The 24,221-nt window shown below is 44.3% G+C and carries 22 protein-coding genes, 1 tRNA gene and 2 riboswitches; of the genes, 8 read left to right on the top strand and 15 right to left on the bottom strand.

Annotated features, from left to right (window positions below; all coding sequences use genetic code 11):
• Positions 1 to 84: 84 nt before the first annotated feature.
• The gene (locus MHH46_RS02605) at positions 85 to 534 is read left to right on the top strand and encodes a hypothetical protein (protein WP_076124508.1); all 450 of its coding nucleotides are present in this window, start codon (positions 85 to 87) and stop codon (positions 532 to 534) included.
• 16 nt (positions 535 to 550) lie between these two features.
• Positions 551 to 1,531 carry a polyprenyl synthetase family protein gene (locus MHH46_RS02600; protein WP_076124510.1) on the top strand — a complete coding sequence of 327 codons (981 nt, stop codon included), beginning with the start codon at positions 551 to 553 and terminating at the stop codon, positions 1,529 to 1,531.
• A gap of 565 nt (positions 1,532 to 2,096) precedes the next feature.
• On the opposite strand, the gene MHH46_RS02595 is transcribed toward MHH46_RS02600, so the two are convergent.
• The 10 genes from MHH46_RS02595 to MHH46_RS02550 all read right to left on the bottom strand — a co-directional run bounded on the left by MHH46_RS02595 (position 2,097) and on the right by MHH46_RS02550 (position 14,015).
• A complete protein-coding gene (locus MHH46_RS02595; RefSeq protein WP_076193695.1) occupies positions 2,097 to 2,981 on the bottom strand; it encodes a UbiA-like polyprenyltransferase in 885 nt (294 codons plus the stop codon).
• Positions 2,982 to 3,019: 38 nt separating this feature from the next.
• Entirely contained in the window at positions 3,020 to 4,306 is a 1,287-nt protein-coding gene (locus tag MHH46_RS02590; RefSeq protein WP_076193693.1) for an aspartate aminotransferase family protein, read from the bottom strand.
• A gap of 97 nt (positions 4,307 to 4,403) precedes the next feature.
• Positions 4,404 to 6,329 carry a peptidase U32 family protein gene (locus MHH46_RS02585; RefSeq protein ID WP_076193691.1) on the bottom strand — a complete coding sequence of 642 codons (1,926 nt, stop codon included), beginning with the start codon at positions 6,327 to 6,329 and terminating at the stop codon, positions 4,404 to 4,406.
• Positions 6,330 to 6,372: 43 nt separating this feature from the next.
• A complete protein-coding gene (locus MHH46_RS02580) occupies positions 6,373 to 7,164 on the bottom strand; it encodes an energy-coupling factor transporter transmembrane protein EcfT (RefSeq protein WP_076193689.1) in 792 nt (263 codons plus the stop codon).
• Positions 7,157 to 8,059 carry an energy-coupling factor transporter ATPase gene (locus MHH46_RS02575; protein WP_076124517.1) on the bottom strand — a complete coding sequence of 301 codons (903 nt, stop codon included), beginning with the start codon at positions 8,057 to 8,059 and terminating at the stop codon, positions 7,157 to 7,159. Before MHH46_RS02575 ends, MHH46_RS02580 begins: the two co-directional genes overlap by 8 nt.
• Positions 8,050 to 8,904, bottom strand: a complete 855-nt coding sequence (locus tag MHH46_RS02570) for an ATP-binding cassette domain-containing protein (protein WP_076185195.1) — start codon at positions 8,902 to 8,904, stop codon at positions 8,050 to 8,052. The genes MHH46_RS02575 and MHH46_RS02570 overlap by 10 nt, the downstream gene beginning before the upstream one ends.
• Before the next feature lie 29 nt (positions 8,905 to 8,933).
• Positions 8,934 to 9,491, bottom strand: coding sequence for a Gx transporter family protein (locus MHH46_RS02565; RefSeq protein WP_076124520.1), 558 nt, complete (start codon positions 9,489 to 9,491; stop codon positions 8,934 to 8,936).
• Positions 9,475 to 9,864, bottom strand: a complete 390-nt coding sequence (locus MHH46_RS02560; protein WP_036681022.1) for a NusG domain II-containing protein — start codon at positions 9,862 to 9,864, stop codon at positions 9,475 to 9,477. The genes MHH46_RS02565 and MHH46_RS02560 overlap by 17 nt, the downstream gene beginning before the upstream one ends.
• Before the next feature lie 819 nt (positions 9,865 to 10,683).
• The gene (locus MHH46_RS02555; RefSeq protein WP_256717233.1) at positions 10,684 to 11,658 is read right to left on the bottom strand and encodes an alpha/beta hydrolase; all 975 of its coding nucleotides are present in this window, start codon (positions 11,656 to 11,658) and stop codon (positions 10,684 to 10,686) included.
• Between the two features lie 107 nt (positions 11,659 to 11,765).
• Positions 11,766 to 14,015: a choice-of-anchor A family protein gene (locus tag MHH46_RS02550; RefSeq protein WP_405132558.1), complete on the bottom strand. Its 2,250-nt coding sequence runs from the start codon at positions 14,013 to 14,015 to the stop codon at positions 11,766 to 11,768.
• Positions 14,016 to 14,123: 108 nt separating this feature from the next.
• A riboswitch (cyclic di-GMP riboswitch) is annotated at positions 14,124 to 14,214 on the bottom strand.
• 390 nt (positions 14,215 to 14,604) lie between these two features.
• Here MHH46_RS02550 and MHH46_RS02545 point away from each other — a divergent pair.
• Positions 14,605 to 15,102 carry a hypothetical protein gene (locus tag MHH46_RS02545; RefSeq protein WP_141118591.1) on the top strand — a complete coding sequence of 166 codons (498 nt, stop codon included), beginning with the start codon at positions 14,605 to 14,607 and terminating at the stop codon, positions 15,100 to 15,102.
• A gap of 199 nt (positions 15,103 to 15,301) precedes the next feature.
• Here MHH46_RS02545 and MHH46_RS02540 read toward each other — a convergent pair whose 3' ends face one another.
• On the bottom strand, positions 15,302 to 15,715 hold the full coding sequence (locus MHH46_RS02540; RefSeq protein ID WP_076179467.1) for an ASCH domain-containing protein: 414 nt from the start codon (positions 15,713 to 15,715) through the stop codon (positions 15,302 to 15,304).
• Between the two features lie 351 nt (positions 15,716 to 16,066).
• On the opposite strand from MHH46_RS02540, the gene MHH46_RS02535 reads away from it, so the two are divergent.
• From MHH46_RS02535 to MHH46_RS02525, 3 genes are all read left to right on the top strand, one after another.
• On the top strand, positions 16,067 to 16,411 hold the full coding sequence (locus MHH46_RS02535; RefSeq protein ID WP_076142087.1) for a DUF3221 domain-containing protein: 345 nt from the start codon (positions 16,067 to 16,069) through the stop codon (positions 16,409 to 16,411).
• An 879-nt stretch (positions 16,412 to 17,290) separates the two neighbouring features.
• Positions 17,291 to 17,620: a hypothetical protein gene (locus MHH46_RS02530; protein ID WP_076124526.1), complete on the top strand. Its 330-nt coding sequence runs from the start codon at positions 17,291 to 17,293 to the stop codon at positions 17,618 to 17,620.
• A gap of 225 nt (positions 17,621 to 17,845) precedes the next feature.
• Entirely contained in the window at positions 17,846 to 18,061 is a 216-nt protein-coding gene (locus MHH46_RS02525; RefSeq protein ID WP_076124528.1) for a hypothetical protein, read from the top strand.
• Positions 18,062 to 18,336: 275 nt separating this feature from the next.
• Here the strand turns inward: MHH46_RS02525 and MHH46_RS02520 are convergent, their stop codons facing one another.
• The 4 genes from MHH46_RS02520 to MHH46_RS02505 all read right to left on the bottom strand — a co-directional run bounded on the left by MHH46_RS02520 (position 18,337) and on the right by MHH46_RS02505 (position 20,831).
• Positions 18,337 to 19,140 (bottom strand): undecaprenyl-diphosphate phosphatase, encoded by an 804-nt coding sequence (locus MHH46_RS02520; protein ID WP_076192788.1) that lies wholly within the window; start codon positions 19,138 to 19,140, stop codon positions 18,337 to 18,339.
• Positions 19,141 to 19,956: 816 nt separating this feature from the next.
• Positions 19,957 to 20,124 carry a hypothetical protein gene (locus MHH46_RS02515; protein ID WP_175618960.1) on the bottom strand — a complete coding sequence of 56 codons (168 nt, stop codon included), beginning with the start codon at positions 20,122 to 20,124 and terminating at the stop codon, positions 19,957 to 19,959.
• A gap of 233 nt (positions 20,125 to 20,357) precedes the next feature.
• Positions 20,358 to 20,429 (bottom strand) — tRNA-Thr (locus tag MHH46_RS02510).
• Positions 20,430 to 20,522: 93 nt separating this feature from the next.
• Positions 20,523 to 20,831: an MTH1187 family thiamine-binding protein gene (locus tag MHH46_RS02505; RefSeq protein ID WP_036682575.1), complete on the bottom strand. Its 309-nt coding sequence runs from the start codon at positions 20,829 to 20,831 to the stop codon at positions 20,523 to 20,525.
• 378 nt (positions 20,832 to 21,209) lie between these two features.
• Positions 21,210 to 21,445, top strand: a riboswitch (cobalamin riboswitch).
• Positions 21,446 to 21,686: 241 nt separating this feature from the next.
• On the opposite strand from MHH46_RS02505, the gene MHH46_RS02500 reads away from it, so the two are divergent.
• Both MHH46_RS02500 and nrdG read left to right on the top strand, forming a co-directional pair.
• Positions 21,687 to 23,672: an anaerobic ribonucleoside triphosphate reductase gene (locus MHH46_RS02500; protein WP_076192782.1), complete on the top strand. Its 1,986-nt coding sequence runs from the start codon at positions 21,687 to 21,689 to the stop codon at positions 23,670 to 23,672.
• Positions 23,669 to 24,184: an anaerobic ribonucleoside-triphosphate reductase activating protein gene (nrdG, locus tag MHH46_RS02495; RefSeq protein WP_076124537.1), complete on the top strand. Its 516-nt coding sequence runs from the start codon at positions 23,669 to 23,671 to the stop codon at positions 24,182 to 24,184. Before MHH46_RS02500 ends, nrdG begins: the two co-directional genes overlap by 4 nt.
• Positions 24,185 to 24,221: the final 37 nt, after the last annotated feature.

Here is a 24,221-nt window from a genome sequence, read left to right as displayed (position 1 = left end):
TGGTTTTTTCTTGAATGAATGGTTTTGTAGGGATGATCGGGGTATGGTTTCTTCCGGCAAAACCGACAAGAAGGAGAGAATCTTGTGAACAAACAACTCATAGAAGATACCCTCCGGTTGTTGCATACTGAAATGTCACCTATTGCCGGAATTGAGCTTCAGCCCTCTCCGGCTGCATGTGAACAGCTAATCTCGGTACTGGAACGCCATGATCTGGAATACAGCCGCAAAGTCAATTTGCTGGGTATTTACACTATTCTCACTTTGGCAGCAGAGCGCCATATGGAATGTATCCCACATCATCCCGACCTTACACGCAACATTTTGGATGGAGATTATTTGTATAGCTTTTACCTGCAGTTTGCGGTGAAATGCCGTGAGCTCGACTTAGTTGCTTATCTAGCTCCTTCGATCAAAAAAATGCAGATTAGACGGTCAAATGGAGACTTCGCGGAACATGATCCAGCTACTGGAATCGAAGAGTTCTTGATTCAAGAGTGCAGACAGCGTAGTCGCACAAGCAAAGCCATTTGACAGGTGGGATCCATAAATGAAGCTGCATGAGGCCTTAAATATAGACATAAATGAAATCAACCGCGAAATCGTAAACCTTGTGACGCGTGATAAAGATGTACCTAAGAAATCTCAGCTCGCGCAAAGTGTTCTAGAGCTTATAAATTCCGGTGGTAAACGCCTTCGTCCCCTCATGGTCATTGTTGGCAGTCGGTTTGGCCGTAAGGATACCGGTCGCAGAGCGCTTCAATTAGCTGCTGCTGCTGAATTTATTCATGCCGCCTCATTAATTCATGATGATATCATTGACCGTTCTGAGTTACGGCGGGGCGTACCCGCCTTACATATTAAGACGGGGACATTGTCAGCAGTACATGTTGGTAATTACATGTCCGCTCGGGTCATCGAGCTGCTGAGCAAATATACAGGAGATAAAAACAGATACGTTCATGACTTATCCTCTGTAGCCACCGCTCAGCTGTGTCTGGGTGAATATCAGCAAATGGAACATGCTTTTGATTATGAAATTACAATGGATCAGTATTTGGAGAAATCCTTAAACAAAACCGCTCTTCTTATGGCAACCTGCTTACGGGTTGGTGCACTGTCCACTGAAAGCACCGAAGAAGTTGCCAATCTCCTTTATAATTTTGGAGAAGCCTTAGGGATGTCCTTTCAGATACAAGATGACCTGCTAGATTTCACACAGTCCGCCGATGTCCTAGGCAAACCTGCCGGTAGCGACCTGCGACATGGTCAGGTCACCCTGCCAGTGCTGTACGCCTTGCAGGACCCTAAGCTCTCGCCTGTGATCCGTGCAATCGGCCCGGATTCTTCCGACGCTGAAGTAGCACATGTGCTCACCCTAATTAACAATAGCGATGCCCTCGCTCGCGCTGAACGGGTCAGCCAGAACTATCTGGATAAAGCTGCAGCTATTGTGCAGCAGCTCTCCTCCTACCCTGCGCATGCTGATCTGGAAACGTTGCTGCAATATTTTGCGGACCGTGATCGCTAAAGCGTACGATCTAATACAAATAAAAACGGATACCTCCCATTCACTTGGGGGTATCCGTTTTTTTGATTTAGACACATCATTTTATTGATCTTGTCGCAATTCAACTGCTATTTTTCCGCTTCAACAGGACAAGCTAAACACGCAAACGCAGCGTAGCGCACATGAGCTAATTCAGTCATTCTACTCCATCGGATATAATTAGGGAAAACCTCCCTAAAATTAGCTAATAATCGTTCGAAAAGCACGATATTAGGGAATTGCTCCCTAATAAAGTCCACTTTAGCATGCTTTTAAGAGTAACCAGCTATATTTCAGGGAGAAATTCCCTAAAACAGAGTCAAAGGATAAAAAACTCAATAAGATTAGGGAGGTTTTCCCTAATCTTTGCATTCAACTCGTAGCTTCCCCCTTGCAGAGCGGGGAACCGAGTCAACACAAAAAAGGAAAGCTAGCGTAGCCAGCTTTCCAATTCCCTTGCCTACCCAAAAGGGGTAGGCTATTGTCTTTTGTTGTTAGTTTGAGGGCAATGTGCCAAATGCTCAGCCGGCTCACCAAAGCCAGCTCCCTAACTAACATAGAAAAAATCAATCAACGTACACAATAATATCACTATGCTGATTACCTGATTTAGATTATAAGAAGCCACCTTCATCAGCTTACGATTCGAAGGTTTTATAATCTTATGCTCGGTCATCAGGAGCAATGTAGCGATACCAATCCCAACTAAATACATCCATCCGAGATCCTGCCATACGCATAGAAATAATAGCAGCATAATCATAATGAAGTGTAGACCTTTGGCGATACGCAGCGCATTCTCTAATCCAAAGAAGCTCGGAATAGACCATAACCCATGCCGCCGGTCAAATTCAATGTCCTGAGTGCCGTAGATAATATCAAATCCGGCAATCCAGAGCATAACTACCGTCCCGATCACAAACGGGGTAAATGCGATATTTCCGGTTACGGCAAACCATGCACCAATCGGTGCGGAAGCAATAACAAAGCCTAAATATAAATGGCTTAGAAAGGTAAAACGTTTTGTATAAGAATAAGTCGATATTAACACGATTGCTACCGGCGATAAGAGCAGGCAGAGCAAGTTCAGCATGCCTGAAGCCACAATAAAGATGGCATAATTGACAATAACAAAGACAACCACTTCTTTTTCTGCCAATAACCGTTGTGGCAAATGCCGATGTGCCGTACGAGGATTCTGTTCATCAAACGTACGGTCTGCCAGCCGATTGAATGCATTAGCGCCATTACGGGCACCGATCAATGCAATCAGACCCCAGATCATCACATGCCCTGATGGCCAGCCCCCAGCAGCCCACACCATCGAGATAATGGCAAACGGCAGCGAAAAAAGCGTATGAGAGAACATCACCAGTTCACTGAACATTTTAAGCTTTAGGCCTGCAGTTTTAAAAATGTTTAGAATAGCCATTCGTTTTCCTCTTTCTTCGCTACTTGAAATTCATTATATTAGTCATTAAGCTCCGCAAGGACTTCCTTCAGGTTGTTAAGCAGCCCATCGATATCCTCTTCCGTAATAATCATCGGCGGTTGAAAGGCTAGTACGTTGCGTCCTATGCCATTTTTGCCGATCAGGTATCCTCTATCTTTCATCGCTTCCAGTACTTGATCTGTAAGCGCCGCAGAGCCTTCTGCATCCTCACCAGCAAGCTCCGCTCCCAACATAAGCCCAATTCCCCGTACATCCACAATAAGCGAAGGATAACGGTCTTGAAGGGTCTTTAGCCCTGCTTTCAATCGTTCTCCGAGCAGCACTGAGCGTTCAGGAAGCCGTTCATCGCGAATATAATCAAGCACAGCCAGCGCCGTTGCAGCAGATACCGGATTGCCTCCAAAGGTTGAAGCCGACGGACGGTTCAGCGCGAGTGCAATCTCATCCGTTGTCGCAAAGGCTGCCACCGGAATTCCATTCCCCAGTGCCTTGGCCATACTAATAATATCGGGCACTACGTCAAAATGCTCCATAGCAAATATTTTGCCTGTACGACCAAATCCAGTTTGAATTTCATCAGCGATCAGAAGTACGCCGTATCTCTCCAGCAACATTTTGACCTCACTGAAATAGGTTGGCGTTGGCATAATCATACCACCATTGCCTTGGATTGGCTCTACGATCATTGCGGCGATAGTATTCCCCTTCTCCTCAAGCACTCGCTCCAGAGATTCCAGGGATAGTGCAGCGGCTTCCTCCAGAGATAGTTCTGGATGATATGGGCGAGGAATAAACTCAACGTCATGATCCAAGTATTTATCGGTACGCCACATCGGCAGACCTGTCACGCTCATAGTTAGATTGGTACGGCCGTGTAGACCACTTTCCAGTGCAATGAACCCCTTGCGTCCTGTATACATCCGAGCGAGCAGCAGTGCGCCTTCATTAGCCTCTGAGCCGCTGTTCACGAAAAAGGTTCGGCGTAGACCGCCTGGCATAACCTCTTCCAGACGTTCAGCCAAATCCACATTTGGCTGAGTTAAATAGATCGTAGACGTATGCTGCAGCTGCTGCAGTTGCTCAATCGTACGTTCAGTTATGGCTGGATTGCAGTGCCCACAGGCAACTACAGATACACCTGCGAAGAAATCTGTATATTGTTTGCCATTTTCATCATACACAAACTGCATCGAACCTCGCACAAGCTGAGGCGCATCGCGGTAAAAATGCTGTGTACACGGATAGAAATATTGCTTACGCTTTGCCGCTACGGCTTCTCTTCCGATGAATTCTTGTTGTTCCATGATTGATTCCCTCTCTTCTTGTGAAAATAGTAACTTATTCATAGAGTACTGTGCATTCTTCTTACTAGCAGACGGTATTTTGCCCCAAAAAATAGAATTAGTTAAATTGCAGCGAACCTAGAGTATAACCCGCATAAATGGGCTCAAGACCACCTAGCATATCATCTTTTACTTCAGTACGATTCATAGCTTGTTGATAAGAAATTATAATTTCACGCAACTGCTGAGCGCTATATGTCGCTCCTTCAATACGGAAACTAGATATGCCTAGATCAATCATCTCACCAAGCAACGGTAAATAGCAGAGCTCTTTCGCGAACAAAAGATGGCAACGGCCGTGCTGATCACGATATACCGGATTTTCACCTTTGTCTGTTTTTAGAACCAATACATTATTGTGCACATATTGATTATCCTCTTCAGCGATAGGCTCCATTACTTCAGTATTCTCATAAAGGTCATGTTCCATATACATTAGTGCAGGTGTACCATGTACAACAACTTCCAAAGGCGTGTCACAACGCGAGGCAAAGGTAGCAAAGTGCTCCAGCGTCATTTCCGGTGAAACCGAAAGCTGAGTTAAACCTAATTTTGCATATAATTGGGCTGAAAGATGATTGTAGACATTTAAACTACCATCTCCAATTAACGGATAACCTGTAGAACTGTATCTGCGAATCGCTCCCAAATTAGTAACGATTATACCGTCGATCGGCAAGCGTTCTCCACCAAGCAATTGATCATATTGATCAAAATGCAGCTCGGTCATCATGCGTGGCAACCCTAAATAGATTTTGCTATCGCCTTTTAGCTCACCAAGTTCCTTAATATCACGTTTTGTAAAAGGTCTGTCCGGTTCAAATACATCCCCCGGCAAGTATAAACTATCCACACCCAGCTCCAATACTACGCGCGCCTGTTCCATATTATTCACACGTACAGCCAACTTAGCTTTTGTTTCCATTGGTTTCTTTTCTTGCGCCAAACGTTCCCGCAATTCCTCTACACGTTTTTCAGATAGCGCACGTTCTGCGGTTGGTGTGCTAAATACTTTTCCAGTGCTATAGAATTTGCCCGTACCTTCATAACGACGGTTAATGTTAGCTAACCCTGGTTTACCAAAAGCATAAGCTGTCGAAAAGTCACGCTTGCGGTTGTTGTACAGCTCTTTAGTATCAACCGTACGATCAAAGCCAATCGGATCATCGATATATCGGTCAATGGCTTCGCCGTAGCTATTCGCCAGCATCACCATAAAATCCTTATCACGCATACGGCCTTCTATTTTGAAGGAAGTAATGCCTGATTCAATCAATTCCGGAAGATGCTCATACATAAACATATCTTTGACAGCCAGTGGATATTCAGCAGGATATACATATCCGTCTTTTTTAACCCGATAATCCCAGCGGCATGGCTTCATACATTTTCCCCGGTTGCTGCTCATGCCAAAAACATGGGAACTGAAGTAACAATTTGCACCATGCACAGAGCACATATCCCCGTGAATAAAATATTCCAGCTCCATACCACTCCGCTGACCAAGCAGCTTAGCTGTCTGCAGGTCCATTTCCCGCGAGGTAACTACACGAGTTACACCCAGATCACGCAGCGCATAGATCATCTCCAGGTTGTGAACATTCATCATTACGGAAGAGTGAATAGGAAGGTTAAGCTCCATCTCCCGAATAAGCTCCAACACTGCCATATCCTGAACAATCAAAGCATCTGGCCGAGCACCATCAAGGAAACGCAAGTATTCTCTAGCTTCCTCCACATCTTCCTCACTAAAAAGATTATTCACAGTGATATACACTTTTTTGTCTAGACGATGTGCGATATCAAGTGCCTCTACGATCTCTTCATGAGTAAGGTTATAACCTTTACGCATCATTCTCATATTCAATACAGGTCCACCAAAATAAACTGCATCACACCGTGATTGGATCACTTCCTTGAAAATCTCAAACGTTCCTGCGGGTGCGAGTAATTCGACTTCTCTACCGTTAAAATAACGTGCCATTCAAGTTCCCTCCCAAGTTGATACTACTAATAGGGAATGAGTATTATAACAAAGCTACTGCAATTCCCATGACCACAAACATCCCAATAAAAACAGTATCGAATTTGCCCCACCTTAGGCGGTGATACCGACTGCGGGGAGCATCCATGCGAAAACCGCGGGCCTCCATGGAATACACCAGATCCTGAGCACGCCTAAAAGCACTGGCGATAATCGGGACCAGCAGGGAGACTAACATCCGTCCCTTTTCCTTCAAAGGCAGCTCTTTCAGATCGGCTCCCCTTGAGGCCTGCGCTTTCATTATGATCTGCGATTCATCTAGAATCGTAGGAATGAAACGAAGTGAAATGCTGATCATCAGCGTGATACGGTCAGGGGATAAGCCAAGCTTTTTGAAGGGTATCAAGATCCCCTCCAGCCCTTGATTCAGCTTCCCCGGCGTTGTTGTGAAGGTCAGAAGCGCTGTAAAGGTGATAAGAAAGAACATGCGGATGACCGAAAATGCCCCTAATCTTAGCCCTCCCTCATAGATAGACCAGGAACCAAGAGTCAGCATTACCTCCCCTGTCTTTACAGACACCACCTGCACAATAAAGATAAACAACATTAAATAACGTAAAGGCTTAGCTGCTTTCAGGAAGTATTTAAGCGGAATCTTCGTTGAAGCCATAACGGCTATCGAAAAAATAGCCAGCACAGCCATGGCCATCCACGAACGTGAGAGCAGGATAACAGCTACGTATAATAGCATGCCAGTGATTTTGGCACGAGCATCCAGCTTGTGCACCCACGAACCGGTCTCAATACTCCGACCTAAGATCAGTTTCTCATTCATGGTCATCCCTCTTTCCATCGGGCTTACCAGTGCTTATTGATTCCGCTGGCAGCGAAGCTATAAGCTCTGCCAGACTCTCAGCCGTCAAGCGGGGGGCTTCATCCACAAGACCTAAATGATCAGCAACTGCACGCCAGTAACGAAGGGACTGCGGAACCGTCAAACCACACTGTTCCAGAATCGAAGGATCATCTGCAAGCGCCTTTACACTGCCCTGAAACGCCGTGCTGCCCTCTTTAAGTACAACCCAGCTGTCCGCATAGGGCAATAACTCATCCATCCGATGCGTAACGATAATGATCGTTCTGCCCTGCTCACGACATAATCTCTCCAGCAAGCTGATTAGCTCTGCACGGCTAATGGGATCAAGCGTTGCCGTGGGCTCATCCAGAACGATGACCTCAGGGTCCATAGCTAGCACGGAAGCGATAGCCGCCTTACGCATTTGTCCACCGCTCAATTGGAAAGGATTCCGCTCTAGCAGTGCGAGATCCAGCCCCATATCTGACATGGCCTGACGTGCACGTGACTTTGCCTCTTCGAGACTCATGCCGAAATTAAGGGGACCGAAAATGAGATCCTTTTCGACCGTATCTTCGAACATCTGCTGCTCCGGAAATTGAAATACCAATCCGACTCGGCGGCGCAGTGGCATTAGCTTAGGTGACTTCTCACCAGCCTGAATGGTTACATCAAGCACTTTTACCGTACCCTCGGTTGGTTTCAGTATCCCGTTAAACAATTGCAGCAGCGTCGATTTACCTGAGCCCGTCGCCCCCGCAATACCAACCATCGAGCCAATGGGTACACTGAGGTTAATGTCCCGGAGCGCCGTCAGCTTCCAGAGGCTTCGGTCAGCGTAGGTGTAACTTACTTGCTGTAATTCTATGGCCATAACGTGTCTATAAGCTCCTTTTCACTGGTCGGAACATCCACATGAATACCCTGGTTCTGCAGCTCGCGTGCAAGGCGCCAAGGATAAGGTTCACGCAGATGGCATTTTTCCAGAAGCTCCTCGTTCCGGAACAACTCCGCCGGTGTAACATCTGCAGCCAAACCACCTCCATGCAGCGCAAGCACCCGATCCGATGCCAAAATCTCATCTGCATCATGCGTAATCATGAGGATCGTGTACTTCCCTTCTGCCCGCATATCCTGCAGAATACCGAGAAGGTCATTTCTGCTTCCTTCATCCAACATAGAAGAGGCCTCGTCAAAAATGACGATGCCTGGTTCCATAGCAAGAATGGAAGCGATAGCAACACGCTGCTTTTGACCTCCCGACAGCTCACCCGGATGCTTGGACAACAGATGATTTATTCCTAGTCTCGTCGTATAGGAGTGCAAACGTTCAGCCATCTCTTCGTACGGCAAACAAAGCCCTTCCAGGCCGAATAGGATATCTTCCTCTACAGTGGCTCCAATAAACTGATTATCCGGATTTTGGAACACCATTCCGATACATTGCCGAATGCTTCCGATCGTTTCCTCACTAAGCAGCATGCCACTAACCACAATCTCACCAGCCCCCTTAGGCAGCAGAGCATTGAGCAGCTTGACCAACGTAGACTTCCCGCAGCCATTAGGACCAACCAAGCTAACCCATTGTCCTTGAGAGATAGATAACGTTATATTGTGAAGAATCGGATGCTCGGGATCATAGCCAAACGATACCCCATCCAGAGAGATGACTGCTTGTCCTTCTCCCTCTAAGTCTTGACCTTCGTATGATTCATTCATGTTAGTCATCCTTCCGCTGATGTGACTAATCAGTCCAAAAATTCTTCAAACAGCGATATTTTTGACAATGACGCCACCAAATAACGGACTGCATAGCCCACGGCAATTCCTGTTACTACCCCAGTGATCAGCAGCATGGGAAGATAATAAAAAATACTAAGTGATGCAAATACCATAGAAGCTGCCAGCAGCTGACCGATATTATGCGCAATCCCACCGGCTATACTAATTCCGATCAAGCTTATACTCTTACCTTTGCCACTAATCAGCATCAGCACAAACATAACAACAAAGCTAAAAAGTGAACCAAATAAACTAAACAGCAAGCTTGAGAAGGTACCTAGCAGAAATGCAGTAAGCAGTGTTTTGAGGATGACAAGCAGCAAAGCATCCCGTCCACGTAAAAAGTAAATACAAGTCAAAATCATAATGTTGGCCAGTCCGAGCTTAGCACCCGGCACCAGTCCCATCCCGGATAACGGAATCTGTGCCTCTATTAAACTTAACACTACTGCCACTGCGGCGAAAATCGCAATAATCACTGTTCTTTTTAAAGCTGTTGCAGATTCACTACTGGACATAGGCATCTATATCATCCTCCCCCGACGCACTGGTGATTTCGACTAATACTCTATGCGGTAGACAGACAATCGTCTGTTTGGGCAGGGTAATAAAACCAAAACCTAGGCAAACTTTATCAGCGCAATCGGCATCGTACATTTCAATCCCGTAATCATGCACCTTCAAAATGTTATAGCCGCGTTCCGTGCGGACCTCAATGGTTTGTTCTTCTTTTGTAAGCTTTACCGTTTTAAATAACTCACCGTCCACCGTTACATTGGCTATGAGATTTTTACCGGCCCCACCTTTGTCATCATTGTCCGAAAACCATCTCGGTACGAGAAAAGCGAGCGCAGCAATCAATACGATGGAAATCAGCCACACATCTGCGCGTTTCATAAAAATCTCCCTTATTTTTTAATTAAAATCCAGACTTATTAATTATAACGGTCTACCCTCAATCCTTCAATCAATGTTGGAGTTTATTGTCAGTTTTAGAGAGCTGTTCACAAAATAGGCACGCAAAATAACCCCAGCAGACACAACCCATTCGTCTCTGGCATTTTCAGTTGAAGTTTGTAGCGTTTGCAAAAATATCCAACTTACATTTTAGCCCATTTGCACCGAGATCGCCCATCTCCTCTGGTTTACTAGCTTTTCCGGAATAATTCACAATTAACCCAATTTAAGTTACTTTCAAAATCTAAGCGCCCCTTATCGAGGTTTGTTCCTCTCTAGAATCAAATAAACCTTATCTTGGAATTCATTATTATATTTGCCTTTTAAACAATAGTGTGTTATATTTATATGGTATTTGTTTTTCGATATATTGAATATCCCCACCAAGAAGATGTCAGGCCGACTATTATACACATCGGCATTTTGGACAAAGAGGCTTTATGTTTTCTTGCAGTACTCTTCCTTTTTATGAGATTAAATTCGAAATATAGCATTCCGATTCACACTGGCGCGGTCAATGGAGCCGCAAGGGCAAAAGAGAGGTAGGGCTTTTGTCGTATTGGAAGGATTATTCTCGCCACACGGCTGCTGGAAATAACAAGGAATCAAGACACCCGTTACTCACGAACGGCGGGGGATGAATATAACGAGAAAGCATGACGGTACGTTCCTTATTCAAGGACTACGTCATGTGTGGAAAAATATAGGCGCCCGATAACCGCTACCTAGCGGATATCGGGCGCTGTCTACGTTCAGGACTTATTTTACATATCGACTTACAAAAGCTGTTACTACATCTATATACCCCGCCTTATCCGTATCATAAGACAATCCATGCCCCGCTTGCGGCACTATGAGTCTCTCTTTTGGACTCTGGCATGCCTCATACAATTCATTCATCATAGCAAAAGGTACAAAGTTATCCGCATCCCCATGAATAAAAAGAATCGGGACCTTCGCTTTCCGCACTTGTTTTAATGCAGAGGCTTCACCAAAACCATACCCCGCCTTCAAGCGGGTGATTAGACTTGCACTTTGAACGAAAGGGAAACTTGGCAAGCGATACATGCGTCGTAGTTGGTAAGATAATTGTGCTTTTACTGAGGTATAAGCGCAGTCCGCAACAATAGCTTTTACCTGCGGCGGAAGATCTTCCCCTGAGGTCATTAGCACTGTAGCACCGCCCATAGAGACGCCGTGAAGCACAATTTGAGCACTGGGCCCAGTCTTTTTAATCATGTATTCAATCCATTGCAAATAATCTTTTCGTTCCGGCCAACCAAAACCAATGTAATCCCCTGCGCTATCTCCATGCCCTCTTGCATCGGGAATTAGGATGTTAAAGCCTAAGTTCTCGTAGTAGATTTTGGCGTACGCCCCCATATCCTTTGCTTTACCTGAATAACCGTGGGCTAGAATGGCTGTGCGTCCCGCAGCACGATTAGATTGGAGTAAGTAACCCCTTAGTTTAAGTCCATCTGCAGATACGATCTCAATATTCTCGAAGCTCTGGCGAGAGACCCAATCCTTCCCCTCCCCCCAAGAAGCTCCGGCAACCGGAGGATCAGCCTTCAGATTAGGATTATTACTTAGAAATACCTTTGGCGCTCGTTTAATAGCAATACCATAGAAGAAAAATCCCACATAGATTAGAATCCCTATGATGATTACAGCGCTAATAATGAACCATATCAATTCGCCTTCGCCATCCCCTCTACATTTCTTTTCCAACAAGAGTATACCATCTACTTAGAATGCACCAAACTATCGCAATCATGACATACAAATAGAGCCGCCATCGGAACACTCCCGAAAGCGACTCTATGTTGATCTACCCTTTATTATTTATTCTTTTTGGAGAACTTGGTTCTCATTAATAATCCGATAAGTGCAAAACCTAAACCTGCTACATAGTAAGGTACAGGACTTGATTCACCCGTTTTTGGCAATTCCTTCACAGGTGGCTTACCTAATGGGATCGTATCGTCCACTACGATGATTTCATCAGGTGTTGGTGTTGGCGTTGGTGTCACTGCCGGTACCGGACCTAATGGGATCTCATCATCATCAACAAGTACTTCTGTGCTATTCGACGGTGTTGGTACTGGCGCTGGTGTCGGCGAAGCTACAGGCCCAAGCGGCACAGGATCTTCTGCAAGAACTATAGTGCCAATTACGGATGATGGCGTTGGTGTCGGGAACACCGAAGTCTCTGGTGTCGGCGTTGGTGTCGGCGTCACTGTCGGTGTTGGTGTCGGTGTCGGTGTTGGCGTCACTGTCGGCGTTGGTGTCACTGTTGGCGTTGGCGTCGGTGTCACTGTCGGCGTTGGCGTCGGCGTTGGCGTCGGTGTTGGTGTCACTGTCGGCGTTGGCGTCGGTGTCACTGTCGGCGTTGGTGTCGGTGTTGGCGTCACTGTCGGCGTTGGTGTCGGTGTTGGTGTCACTGTCGGCGTTGGTGTCACTGTCGGCGTCGGCGTTGGTGTCACTGTCGGCGTCGGCGTTGGTGTCACTGTCGGCGTCGGCGTTGGTGTCACTGTCGGCGTCGGCGTTGGCGTCACTGTCGGCGTTGGTGTCACTGTCGGCGTTGGTGTCGGTGTTGGCGTCACTGTCGGCGTTGGTGTCACTGTTGGCGTTGGCGTCGGCGTTGGCGTCGGTGTCACTGTCGGCGTTGGTGTTGGTGTCACTGTTGGTGTCGGCGTCACTGTCGGCGTTGGCGTCACTGTCGGCGTTGGTGTCGGCGTCGGCGTTGGTGTCACTGTCGGCGTTGGCGTTGGTGTTGGTGTTGGTGTTGGTGTTGGTGTTGGTGTTGGTGTTGGTGTTGGTGTTGGTGTTGGTGTTGGCGTCACTGTCGGCGTTGGTGTCGGTGTTGGCGTCACTGTCGGCGTTGGTGTCACTGTTGGCGTTGGCGTCGGTGTCACTGTCGGCGTTGGCGTCACTGTCGGCGTTGGTGTCGGCGTCGGCGTTGGTGTCACTGTCGGCGTCGGACATGGTGTTGGCGTCGGTGTCGGCGTTGGTGTCACTGTCGGCGTCGGCGTTGGTGTCACTGTAGGCGTTGGCGTCGGTGTCGGTGTCGGCGTTGGCGTTGGTGTTGGTGTCGGTGTCGGTGTCACTATCGGCGTTGGCGTTGGCGTTGGTGTCACTGTTGGTGTCAGCGTCACTGTCGGCGTTGGCGTTGGTGTCACTGTTGGTGTCGGCGTCACTGTCGGCGTTGGTGTCGGCGTTGGTCCAGGTTCATCACCATCGTATGGATAGTGGTGAAATTCACCACCACCAGTACCTTTGAGTGAAGCCGCCACTAAAGTACCGTTAATCTGACCATTAATAAAATCAACATGAGCATAGGGGGCAAGTATGCTTCCCATTACACCTATGCCTGCCATATCAAGATACGCAGCTTGGCTAAAGTTAAGCAAAATTTTCTTGCTGTTCAACACGTTATTAGGTAGAAATCCGAAGTTTTTCATTTTTACGTTAGAACCATCAATATTAATAATTGCAGTAGATCCTGAAGGAACATTTATTGTAATTCCGTAGGTATTAGAGACGTTATCTCCTGAAACATTAAAAACATTGACCGCAGGATCTGTACCTGTCAGGGTAAGGCTGCCATATTGGTACACTGTTGTTCCATTCGCCGGCAATGCTGCAAGTTCTGCTGATTTGTCCTTCAAAGACTGACCTACGGCTGAAAAGTCAATCGTACTCCCCTGTCTTTTTGTACCACCCTTGAGGAGCGTTACATTCCCTGAAAAATCTCCCCCGTACACGATATTCCCATAAACAGTACCTCCGTTGAAAGTAAGATTCCCTCCAACAACAAGTGTGTCAGTCAGGGAAACCTCTGCTGCGGTCAACCTATCTCCAACACTATAGTTGGTTAAGTTAACGTTACCTCCAGCAGCAAACCTTCCTTCCGTATCCGAAACTGTCGTTATATCCCCTAGAATAAACACGTTGTAGACCGCTGCAATTCCCAATGTAGAAGAACTACTAGCTCCAGCAACTCCAGCTCCCAATGAGGAAAGCCCACTACCTACCGTCAAAATCCCAGCTAATACAAGCGAGAGTAACGGTTTTATTCTTCTTTTCAAATGGCACACCTCCTAAAACTATGATTTATATTAATCAGAATAATTACCAGAAACTCTAAAGGACCTAACAACAAAAAAGACCGCCAAAAAGAAGTGAAATTCCCTTCTCATGGCAGTCGGACGGTCATTGTGCCTTTAAGACACTTTAGACTCCTGGACTTTGCGTCCCGCCCTTTCAGACGGTTTGCTATTATCATGACTATATATATGTATTACACTGCAAGTCCAGAACTGGTAGCTGAAGCATTCTATCCAATAACAGTCTATGACTTTTAATACTTTTGAATTAATAACAGTTTAGCTCCCGACACCCACAATTGTCAATCAATTCCTTTCGATAATTCCCCGCATTAGTACCACACAAAAAAAGCGCCTAAAGGCGCTTCGCATAAGGTTTTTCATTAAATTTTAAAGTAACTGTATATAGCCCAATATGGATATCCATAAGGGAACACTCAAAATTAAACCAAAAAACAATCCACGCTGGAGGCTGCCCTCTTTTTCCATCATAATTCTCCTTTATTTGCGTTCGATACATTAATTTTTATTATTACAATTTTTAATATAATTTATTCTTCGTTATTAAGTTGTGAATTTAATCACATTGGATAAGCTGTTTAGAAATACCATTGATTATTTTTGGAATATCGGGGTAGAATACGAATATACGTTCCTATTAGAGGTGATGAGATTCATGCATAGAGCAGAAAGCAGGGACAACATGCTGGTGAAATCTTATTTATTGCTTCCGATGATTTTATCAGCTTTCGAACGGGACTCCGCCATTTTATCTACACACTTACGAACACCCGCCCCTTATCTGGAGGTGCTTGGAACAGCTGCTGCAGTAGCTACAACAGATCTAAGGGATGTTCGTGCAGAAATGAGAAGACGGGGAATCAAGGTGTATGAGCAAAACAGACTTAATACTGGAATTGAAGCCAAGTATATATGTCGTGGCTATCATGAACGAATGCTGCTGTTGAATGACATTGTTGCGGCTCAAGCTGCCATCCATATGCGCAGATACCTAGGGCTGGATATTTCATCTTTTAAGAGTTACGAAGAACAGTACCAGATTAAGTAAAGCTGTATAGAAGCCGCTGCGCTCTCTCCCCCCGATCAATTAGTGAACAAAAAAATAGGCCTTACCATGGGAGTTGGCAAGACCTGAGAGAGATATACCACAAAACACTGGGGGGTGTTTGGTGTCTCTAATATATACCTCGAACCTGAAAAATAGCTGATAGGCACATAAAAATTACATTAAAAATATTGTTCGCCGTTCAGAAGTGATTAGAGTGCTCCCACAAGCTTAGCCGACCTTTAGCTGGAATTGGATGGCTTAATGGATGAACCCCTTCAAGCTTCCAGGCAAACCGTCCTTCACTATAGTCGCCAAAATCATATTCGTTCCCATTGATCCATTCCCTTAAATCCACCTCTGGAGTAACCACATAACATCCCGCGAGCTGACCTGTAGCAATAATAGCTCCTGTCGGCAAATTATTCGCTGTATAGCCATGTTTCGCCAATACTGATTTGTACGGTTCCTGTTCACAAATCTTTTTGTCAATCCTCATTCCGGCATGGATGCCTAACTCGCCGCGGTAGGCTGTTCTCCATGAACGAGTTTCAAACTCTTTTTCACCAAGAGCAATTAAGGTCGCCCAAGGCTGCCGTATTGTTATACACCGCATGATATTTATCCCCTTTGTTTATGTTGGACGTTTGTCACGGATGCCACGGATCTCGATCTCGCGTTGTGTAATCTTGCTCACCTTGACCTGATAAATAATCCCAACCGTTTGGTCGATACTCATTTCCATCATTGATCGCCTCTAAAATAAGAACATTTATTTTTATTATATACAAACAAAAGTTCTTATGAAAATATCAATACTACAGGCATTCACCTGTAACTCCCCAGAATCAATAAAGGTCGTCATAATGGAAAGGCTGCTGTTTATTCTTATATTGGTAATGTACTAAATGCTATGCCTGTGCAACCGATTTTAAACTAATGTCGTAACCACTGGAGGGGAAGGTCCATGATTCAAAAACCACGTACTACTATTAAATGGACTCTTATTTTTGTTTTTTTATTATTCGTCACCGCCTGTAGTAAGAATAATGAAGTTTTGAAAGGAATTGTACACACAATAGATGTAGAAAATAAAAGAATTTTAGTAATTTCTGAATTAAAAGAAGAAGACTTGAACAAGGAATACAAGGAAATTCTCGAATCTAATGAGTACTCTCAAGCCATTTGGGTAAATAAAGTTGCACCTTCTAAATATAAAAAAGGCGATGAGATTAAAGTGTTTTTTGAAGTAAGTGATGATTCATTCCCTGCACAAGTTACCGCCAAAAAGATCACCAAAATCAAGAATTGAGCAAAAAGAATAGAATCTACTATAAAGAAGCGGCGTCTCCAAAGGGACGGCGCTTCTTTGTGTAGATTTAAGGAGAAATCAGAGTATATAATATGGAACATTATATACTCTCAACATCTCTGTTACGGGAATTCCTGAAGCAGAAATACCCTTCCGAACATATACTATGAATAATCTCTTCCGGACGAAACATTTACATAATCTGAATATAATAATTCTGGAACATTCTGTAAACAAAAAAAAGCTCACCTACCGAAGCCAGTGGGCATAATCCCAAGCATTTGGGAATTTACTCTTTGTTGGAATTACTGAAACCTTACCATGTAACAACTATAGGAGCTTATAAAGTCCCTACAGTTGTTGGCAATGTACCTAATAACACGAAGGATCTACTTGAAGATACAGGATCAGCACAAACCCGCGAGACATGCATCGGCGGGTTTCGTATTTTTAAAATTCATCACAATTAATTAGTCCTAGGTCATCTACACCAATAAAACTCTCTTATTATAATATTCGACGTTTATTTATAAAAACTTACAAAACATCTCATTTTTCAAATCGATCTTATAGCTCATATACATCATTAACCATTAAATTTACTATTATCCATGTAAGTAAACACTTCATATGTGAGGATTATCAAAGTATGAAAAAACTAATCGTAGTTTTATCAATCGCTTTATTGACTACCGCAATTGCTCCTTTCGCATCAGCAAATCAATCAAATTCAAGTGTACTATCTCCACAACAAGTAAGCCTTCAACAAGATGCAACAGACAACTATACTCATAATGGTTTCCCAATTAATTCTCCCTGTTCAAAAAGCATCTCAATCTGGTGAAATACTAATAACATTCAGTAGATTGGAGGTTTACCATGACAGAAATTGATGAGAGAAAATGGGGGCAGCAGGATCCTATCAAAGAACCACAAGATCGTTATGAACAGTTTTTAAAAGTTGTATCACTAACCTTTGTGAGTGTCACATTCACTATTATTTTCACTGAGATAAAAATGGGCAACTTTCCCCTTAAGCTCATTTTCTTTGTTATTGGACAATTCCTCATTTATGGATATGTGATGAAGAATCTGTCCAAGACCTCAGAAAAATTCAAAAATTCCTGCAAGAAATTAAAAATAAAGCTACCCATTCTCTACATTTTATATTTCTTGTTTCTCTTCTATATTGGGCAACCATATTTATAAAATTACTCTGTGCAAAAAAGTGACCCCACCAACTTCCGGCAGGGTCTAGATCTATATTATAAGGGGGTTATGTAATTACTATAATCCTCTTAGCTTAAATAAGTATGAAGCCCGTCTAAAGATTTGCTGAATTTTTATTATTTTTATCGAAACCGATCAAACAAGGTAACGTATCAATCTTAATTTCCAAATTACTATATATACAAAATGAAGGTGTGTATAAAGATGAAAATATTCAGTCTATTGCTTGTAGCATTGTCTTCCATTGGAGTAGTTGCCACATTCGGATTTTCAACATTCAGCTTAATCACAGGAATTATAGGAGGGCTTATTGCAGCATTTGCAATTTCAGGCTACTTGCAGTCTGTCAGACGTGATTACCCAAATGAGAGCTATGAGAACAAACATGTTAAGTATCAGTCGAACTATAATACTTGGTAAGCAAAATCCCCACCTTAAACTGGTGGGGATTTTCATATTCCCAAACACTTGTATAATCACTTTGTGATATTAATGGTAGAAGAAACAAACGAGGGATAATGGCTAGCTGTAGAAGTGCTTACACCGAAAATTCATTCCTTAGTTCATAGACTACTTGAGCTTTGTCTTGTTTGGTGATTTCCCCTTGTTTTAACCTCTAGTTAAATCTGTGCAGGATATGATGTATAGCCTTTTTAAAAGCTTCTTTCCCATGATGTTCATATTGACTAATCCAATTACTGTATGACAATTAAATAGAAGAGAGCTGCTAAAACAAACCGGTATAGAGCAAACCACTCCAATCGAAGTCTCTTAATCAGTTTGATGAACGTCACTACTGCAATCATTGCCACAAGAAAGGATGTCGCAAAGCCAATTAACATTAGAAGCAAATCGTCAGAACTCAGCAAATCACGACTATCGTACAAATCCAACAAGCTTGCACCAAACATAACAGGCACAGAAATAAGGAATGTAAAATCTGCAGCGGCTTTTTGGCTAGTGCCAAGCAACAGGCCACCTGAAATCGTCGAACCTGATCTCGAAAATCCCGGCCATAACGCCAAGCATTGAAACAGACCAATTCCGAAAGCCTGTTTATAATTAATCCCATCGATAGTATCAGCGGTTTCAGTCCGCCTATTCCGCGCTGCAATGATCATCAACACGCCACCAACAACTAGACCTATCAAAACAGGGGTTGGGCCAAATAATTGGCTTTTTATTGTGTCCTTGAAGAGAAGATATAGGGTTAATGCTGGTAACATAGCCAAAATCATATGAATGACATTTAATCCTTTGCTTTTGGAAAAATCCATTCTAATCATATTAACCCCAATCTCCAAATACCTTCTCCAATAAAGAATTAAAACTGCCATCACTGCACCCAACTGAATAACAATTTTAAAAGTTATTGCAGCATCTCCCTCAAAGCTAAGCAAATCGCCTGCTAGAATAAGATGTCCAGTAGATGATACTGGTAAAAATTCAGTTAAGCCCTCTATTATGCCAAGTATTATTGCTTTAATTACATCAGTCATCAGTGCATTGTCCCCTTTCGGAAATAAAATCATTTAATTTCCAGTATAAGGGAGACAAGTAAACTTCCCCATCGATTAACCTAACAATATTCAATTCAGAATGACATAATTGTCACATTGCTCATTATTCCAGTCTTAAGTAACTCCTTTATTAAACTATCCTTTCCCGTTAGCATAACAACAGTATCAAACATTAAATTCAACCTGTATCAATAAAAAATCCGTTAACCTTCTGAACTTGCTGCCCGTTATTTGGATAATCAATTTCAGAGCATGCAGCAGATATGAACACCGAAACGTAACTTCCATTTGATCATTCTGCAGCCGCGTGCGTGGAGCCTCAATGACCATCATGATTCCAAAGCGCTGAGAAACCACACAGAACCGCCACCCCGACCAAGAATTGGGGGTCCTTTTTTTGGCAAAACACAAAATATTAAGTATAATGTTATTGTCGAAACGCTAAGGCGTCTGTACAGGATGGCTACCTGGCACTGATGATGGCAGGCCAAGCGCTTTATAAAGTTTTCTTTATGTGTATTTATACTTTAGGAGCGTGGTTATCTATGAAAATTAATATTACCGCACATTTTAACATTGATATTACTTTATCTCTTCATCTGTTAGCCGTAGCCAGTCTTGCTTATGAACTCAGTTCACTGACGAGCTCGTGAAATTCGAGCGAAAAGTATCTGTACTAAGACACCTTGTGGTGTCTTTTTTATTTTTATAGTAATTACCATCTAACCGATCTGCCCCCGCAAGAGAAAAGCAGCTTATGCTGCACCTCCGCCACATCCTTCATTCTGATTGCTGTCAGCTTGCGACACGCCTTCCATCTGCTCGACAGTGACCACTAGTCATACCGTTTTCATTACCGATTTCGCGCCATGTCTTATCTTCCTTGATACGTTTCTCCAGAAGAACAGGGAACAGCAGGGGCTGTCCATCATATTCGACTTCAGGAAAGATTAGGCCATTCATCAATAAATATCACTCTGGATACTTATTCACATGTTCTCCCCAATCTGCAGGAAGCGGTGCCCCGATGTATCGGAGATTCTATTCTAGGAACCCGAAAAGAAGTGGAGAAAATTGACGAGACACCCACTTTAATCGACTAAAGGTTAGAAGAATGTTAGAAGTTGATGCTTGTACAAAAAAAAGGCGCAGTTCCAAAAACCCGGGAACACGCGCCACTATCGACTTTGTAAGGATGCTGGTGAAGGGAATTGAACCCCCGGCCTACGCATTACGAGTGCGTTGCTCTACCCCTGAGCTACACCAGCTTAACGCTGTTTTTCTGTCAAACAAAAAATATTATACAACTTTCAGCCAGAAACGCAAGCCTATTTCTCCCTGTTTTCCGCCCTCCTAAACTGCTAATCCACCTGTAGCTTACGCTCCACAGACTCTAACTTTCCACGGCTAGTAGAGGGTTTATCGCGGCGGTCGTCTATTTTAAGTGAAGTAGAGACACGTTCTGCACCTGCGGCAAAAGGAGACTCATGCAAAGCTTCTACCGCGGCAAAAATGCGTTGCAGAGGCCCTTCGATGATCGTACCCATAGACGTAAGTTCATAAGTAATCCCTTCTACTGTCTTCAGCACCCGCTGCATATCCGCAACATAGCTGCTAAGACTGGTACTGCCTGTTCCAATTGGAATAACTGTAACTTCAGCGATAGGCATGAGAATACCTCCTCGAAATTTTATAGTAGCTGTCTCCTTCCATTGTAACAATTCCACCGCTCTGTCACAAACTAAGCAAGATTATCCTCCCTTATCTCTTCTATTTCTTCTGATTACTCCAAAATATGACTTTGGGCTAAGAGTATTTTCTCATGAGCAAATTCTAGGGTCATCTGCACTATATTTATGGACTCTTTGTGGCATCTTTTCGGACAATTTATGAATCATTTCGCATCTCCCTGTGGATCAATTGTGGATTACTTATAGACAGCCTGTGGATCATTTGTGGAGTACTTTTGAAGAACCCGCTCCCCGCGCGGGTTTTCTAAAAAACTGTTTACAAACACAACATCTTGGGTTATTTTTATCTAACGACAACAAAATATAGTGGAGACAGGCGCTTTGATCCTTAACCGGATTTAGAGCTTAATAGGGAAGCGCGGTGAGAATCCGCTGCGGTCCCGCCACTGTAACCGGATGGCCTTCTTAAGCTTCTGGGAAGCTTGAGAATCCACATCTCCCGGCAAATGCCACTGAGGGTTAGGAACACCCTTGGGAAGGCGCCGAGAGATCCCACGGAAGCCAGGAGACCTACCTGTTTCGACGACACCAACTATTGATGCCTGCGAGGAACAGGGATGGTGTCCGCATGCGGTCATCTACGTAGAGACCTCTGCAAATATCCGTGTGGATATTTACATAACGCATCGGGCATTTTCTGCCATCCTCGGGTAGGGGATGCTTTTTTTATGTAATCTGAACAAATATACGACTGCTTATAGCAGTCCAACTTCTTATGGATATATGGATTTGATGATAGATGTTTTTCTTTTATACTGAGAGGAGAGCTGTACAATGACGTTGTTGGAGAGACAATTTAATGGAGTAGAAAATGCACGGGAAGTTCTTTTAGAAGAGCTCATTGATTTAGGCCGGGATATTATCGACAGTCGGGATATGGACCTATTGCGCGAGAATGCCAATTTGAATGGAGAGAGTTTCTCCGGTAAAATGAGCAAGTTCGGCAGTGAATATTCAAAATGGTACGCCCGCAATTTTACGATGCCGCCACAGCTAGTGCAGGCTATTGATGACAATGTCGTCTATGTGCATGATCTGGATCAATACGCGATTGGAACGACGAACTGTATTTTCATCCCGTTTGATAAACTTCTCCGTGAAGGTTTCAATACCGGCAACGGCAGCGTTCGTCCTCCGAACTCAATAATGACAGCTATGTCTCTGGTAGCGATTATTTTCCAATCCCAGCAAAATGCTCAATATGGTGGTGTATCCGCCAATAAACTCGACTATGATCTGGCACCTTATGTAACCAAATCCTTCGCCAAGCTGTTCCGCAAGGGTCTGGATTATTTTGAAGAAGGACAAGCTGATGAATCTTTGGGCGAGATTACGATGAGCCGGACCGATCTGGCGGAGTTATATCCAAGGGCGTTCCGTTTTGCACTAAAGGAAACCGAAATCGAAACTCTGCAAGCGGCTGAAAGTATGGTACATAATCTGAATACCATGTCCAGCCGATCCGGTGGACAAATACCGTTTACCAGCATCAACTACGGTACTTGTACTTCACCAGAAGGTCAGCTTGTGATCAGTTCTCTGCTAACCGCAACTATGAACGGACTTGGCAGCGGAGAAACACCAGTGTTCCCGATTCAAATCTTCAAATGCAAGCAAGGAATCAATCAACAGCAAGGCGATCCTAACTATGAACTGTTCCTAAAAGCAGCTGAATGTTCTGCGCGCAGACTATATCCAAACTTCGCTAATCTGGACGCTCCGCTCAACTTGCAGTATTATGATTCAAGTGATCCTGATACGGAGTTCGCTACAATGGGCTGCCGAACCCGAGTGCTCGGTGACCGTTTTGGGCGTAATCATTGCTCTGGGAAGGGCAACCTTTCCTTTAATACACTAAATCTGGTTCGGCTAGGTCTGGCACACGGCACAGTAACAGGCAGACGTACCGTCGCAGACGAAGCTGGCTTCTATGAAGATCTAAATCATTATATGGATATTGCGCTGGAAGGACTTCTCCATCGCTTCCACATCCAAACCGCACAAAAAGCTAAAGCTTCCGATTTCATGATGCGAGAAGGCGTTTGGGAAGGCGGCGAACATCTTGCACCCGATGACACTGTAGGCGATCTGCTGAAGCATGGCAGTCTGTCTCTTGGCTTCATCGGTATGGCGGAATGTATGAAAGCTATGTACGGCAAACACCATGGCGAGGATATGGAAGTTCATGCCAAGGCGCTGGCTATCGTGCGTCATATGCGGGACTATTGCGATCGGAAAAGTGAGGAACTGGATCTTAACATCACCCTGTTCGCTACTCCAGCAGAAGGTTTGTCCGGTAAATTCACCAAAGTTGACCGCAAGGTACTGGGTTCCATTCCGGGCGTAACCGACCGTGAATATTATACGAACTCTTTTCACATCCCTGTATACTTCGATCTGGGTGCTGCTCAGAAGATCAGCTTGGAAGCTCCTTTCCATGAATACTGCAATGCCGGGGCTATTTCTTATGTCGAATTAAACGGCAATGCCCGCAACAACCCATCGGCTTTTATCAAAATCATTAAATATGCGCTCGAACAACAGGTCAGTTATTTCAGCATTAACCATCCGATTGACCGCTGCTCCAGCTGTGGATACGAAGGCGTAATTGGGACAAACTGTCCTTCCTGCAACGCAAATGAGAATGACGTGCACATCCGCCGTTTGCGCAGAGTTACAGGTTATTTAACCGGCGACTATCAGACCCGCTTTAATGCCGCCAAACAAGCTGAAGTTCGGGATCGCGTTAAGCATCTATGAATATTTGCGGTTACTATCCGGAGTCGATTAACGAGGGAGAGGGCATGCGGGCCGTCCTCTTTCTCAGCGGCTGCCGCCATCGTTGCCCGGGATGTTTTAATCCCGAGACATGGAACTTTAAATATGGAGAAGTCTTCACCTTAGAACGACAACATGAAATCATCGCAGAAATCGCCGCTAACCCTTTGCTGGATGGTCTGACACTGGCAGGCGGCGATCCTTTTTTCTCAGCAGAAGAGTTGCTGGGGTTCATTCATGAGCTTCGCACTGTACTGCCAGGGTTCTCAATCTGGATTTACAGTGGTTATACGTACGAAGAACTTACAGCCCTTCCCGGTACGCCGGAGTGGAATCTACTTAAACAGTGTCAGGTGTTAATAGATGGAAGATTTGTAGAAGAACTGAAAGATACTACGCTTCTCTACCGGGGAAGCTCCAACCAACGCATTATCGACATTCCGGCCAGCATGAACGGCTCGGAGGTCTTTCTGTGGCAGCCTGCTGCGCTATAATATATCAATTTTTGATATTGAAAATTAATTTGAAATA

The organism is Paenibacillus sp. FSL H8-0175 (assembly GCF_045040615.1).
Taxonomy (GTDB): Bacteria; Bacillota; Bacilli; order Paenibacillales; family Paenibacillaceae; genus Paenibacillus_AQ; species Paenibacillus_AQ odorifer.
Note: the sequence above shows the minus strand (reverse complement) of the source record. Positions and strands in the feature narration are given on the sequence as shown.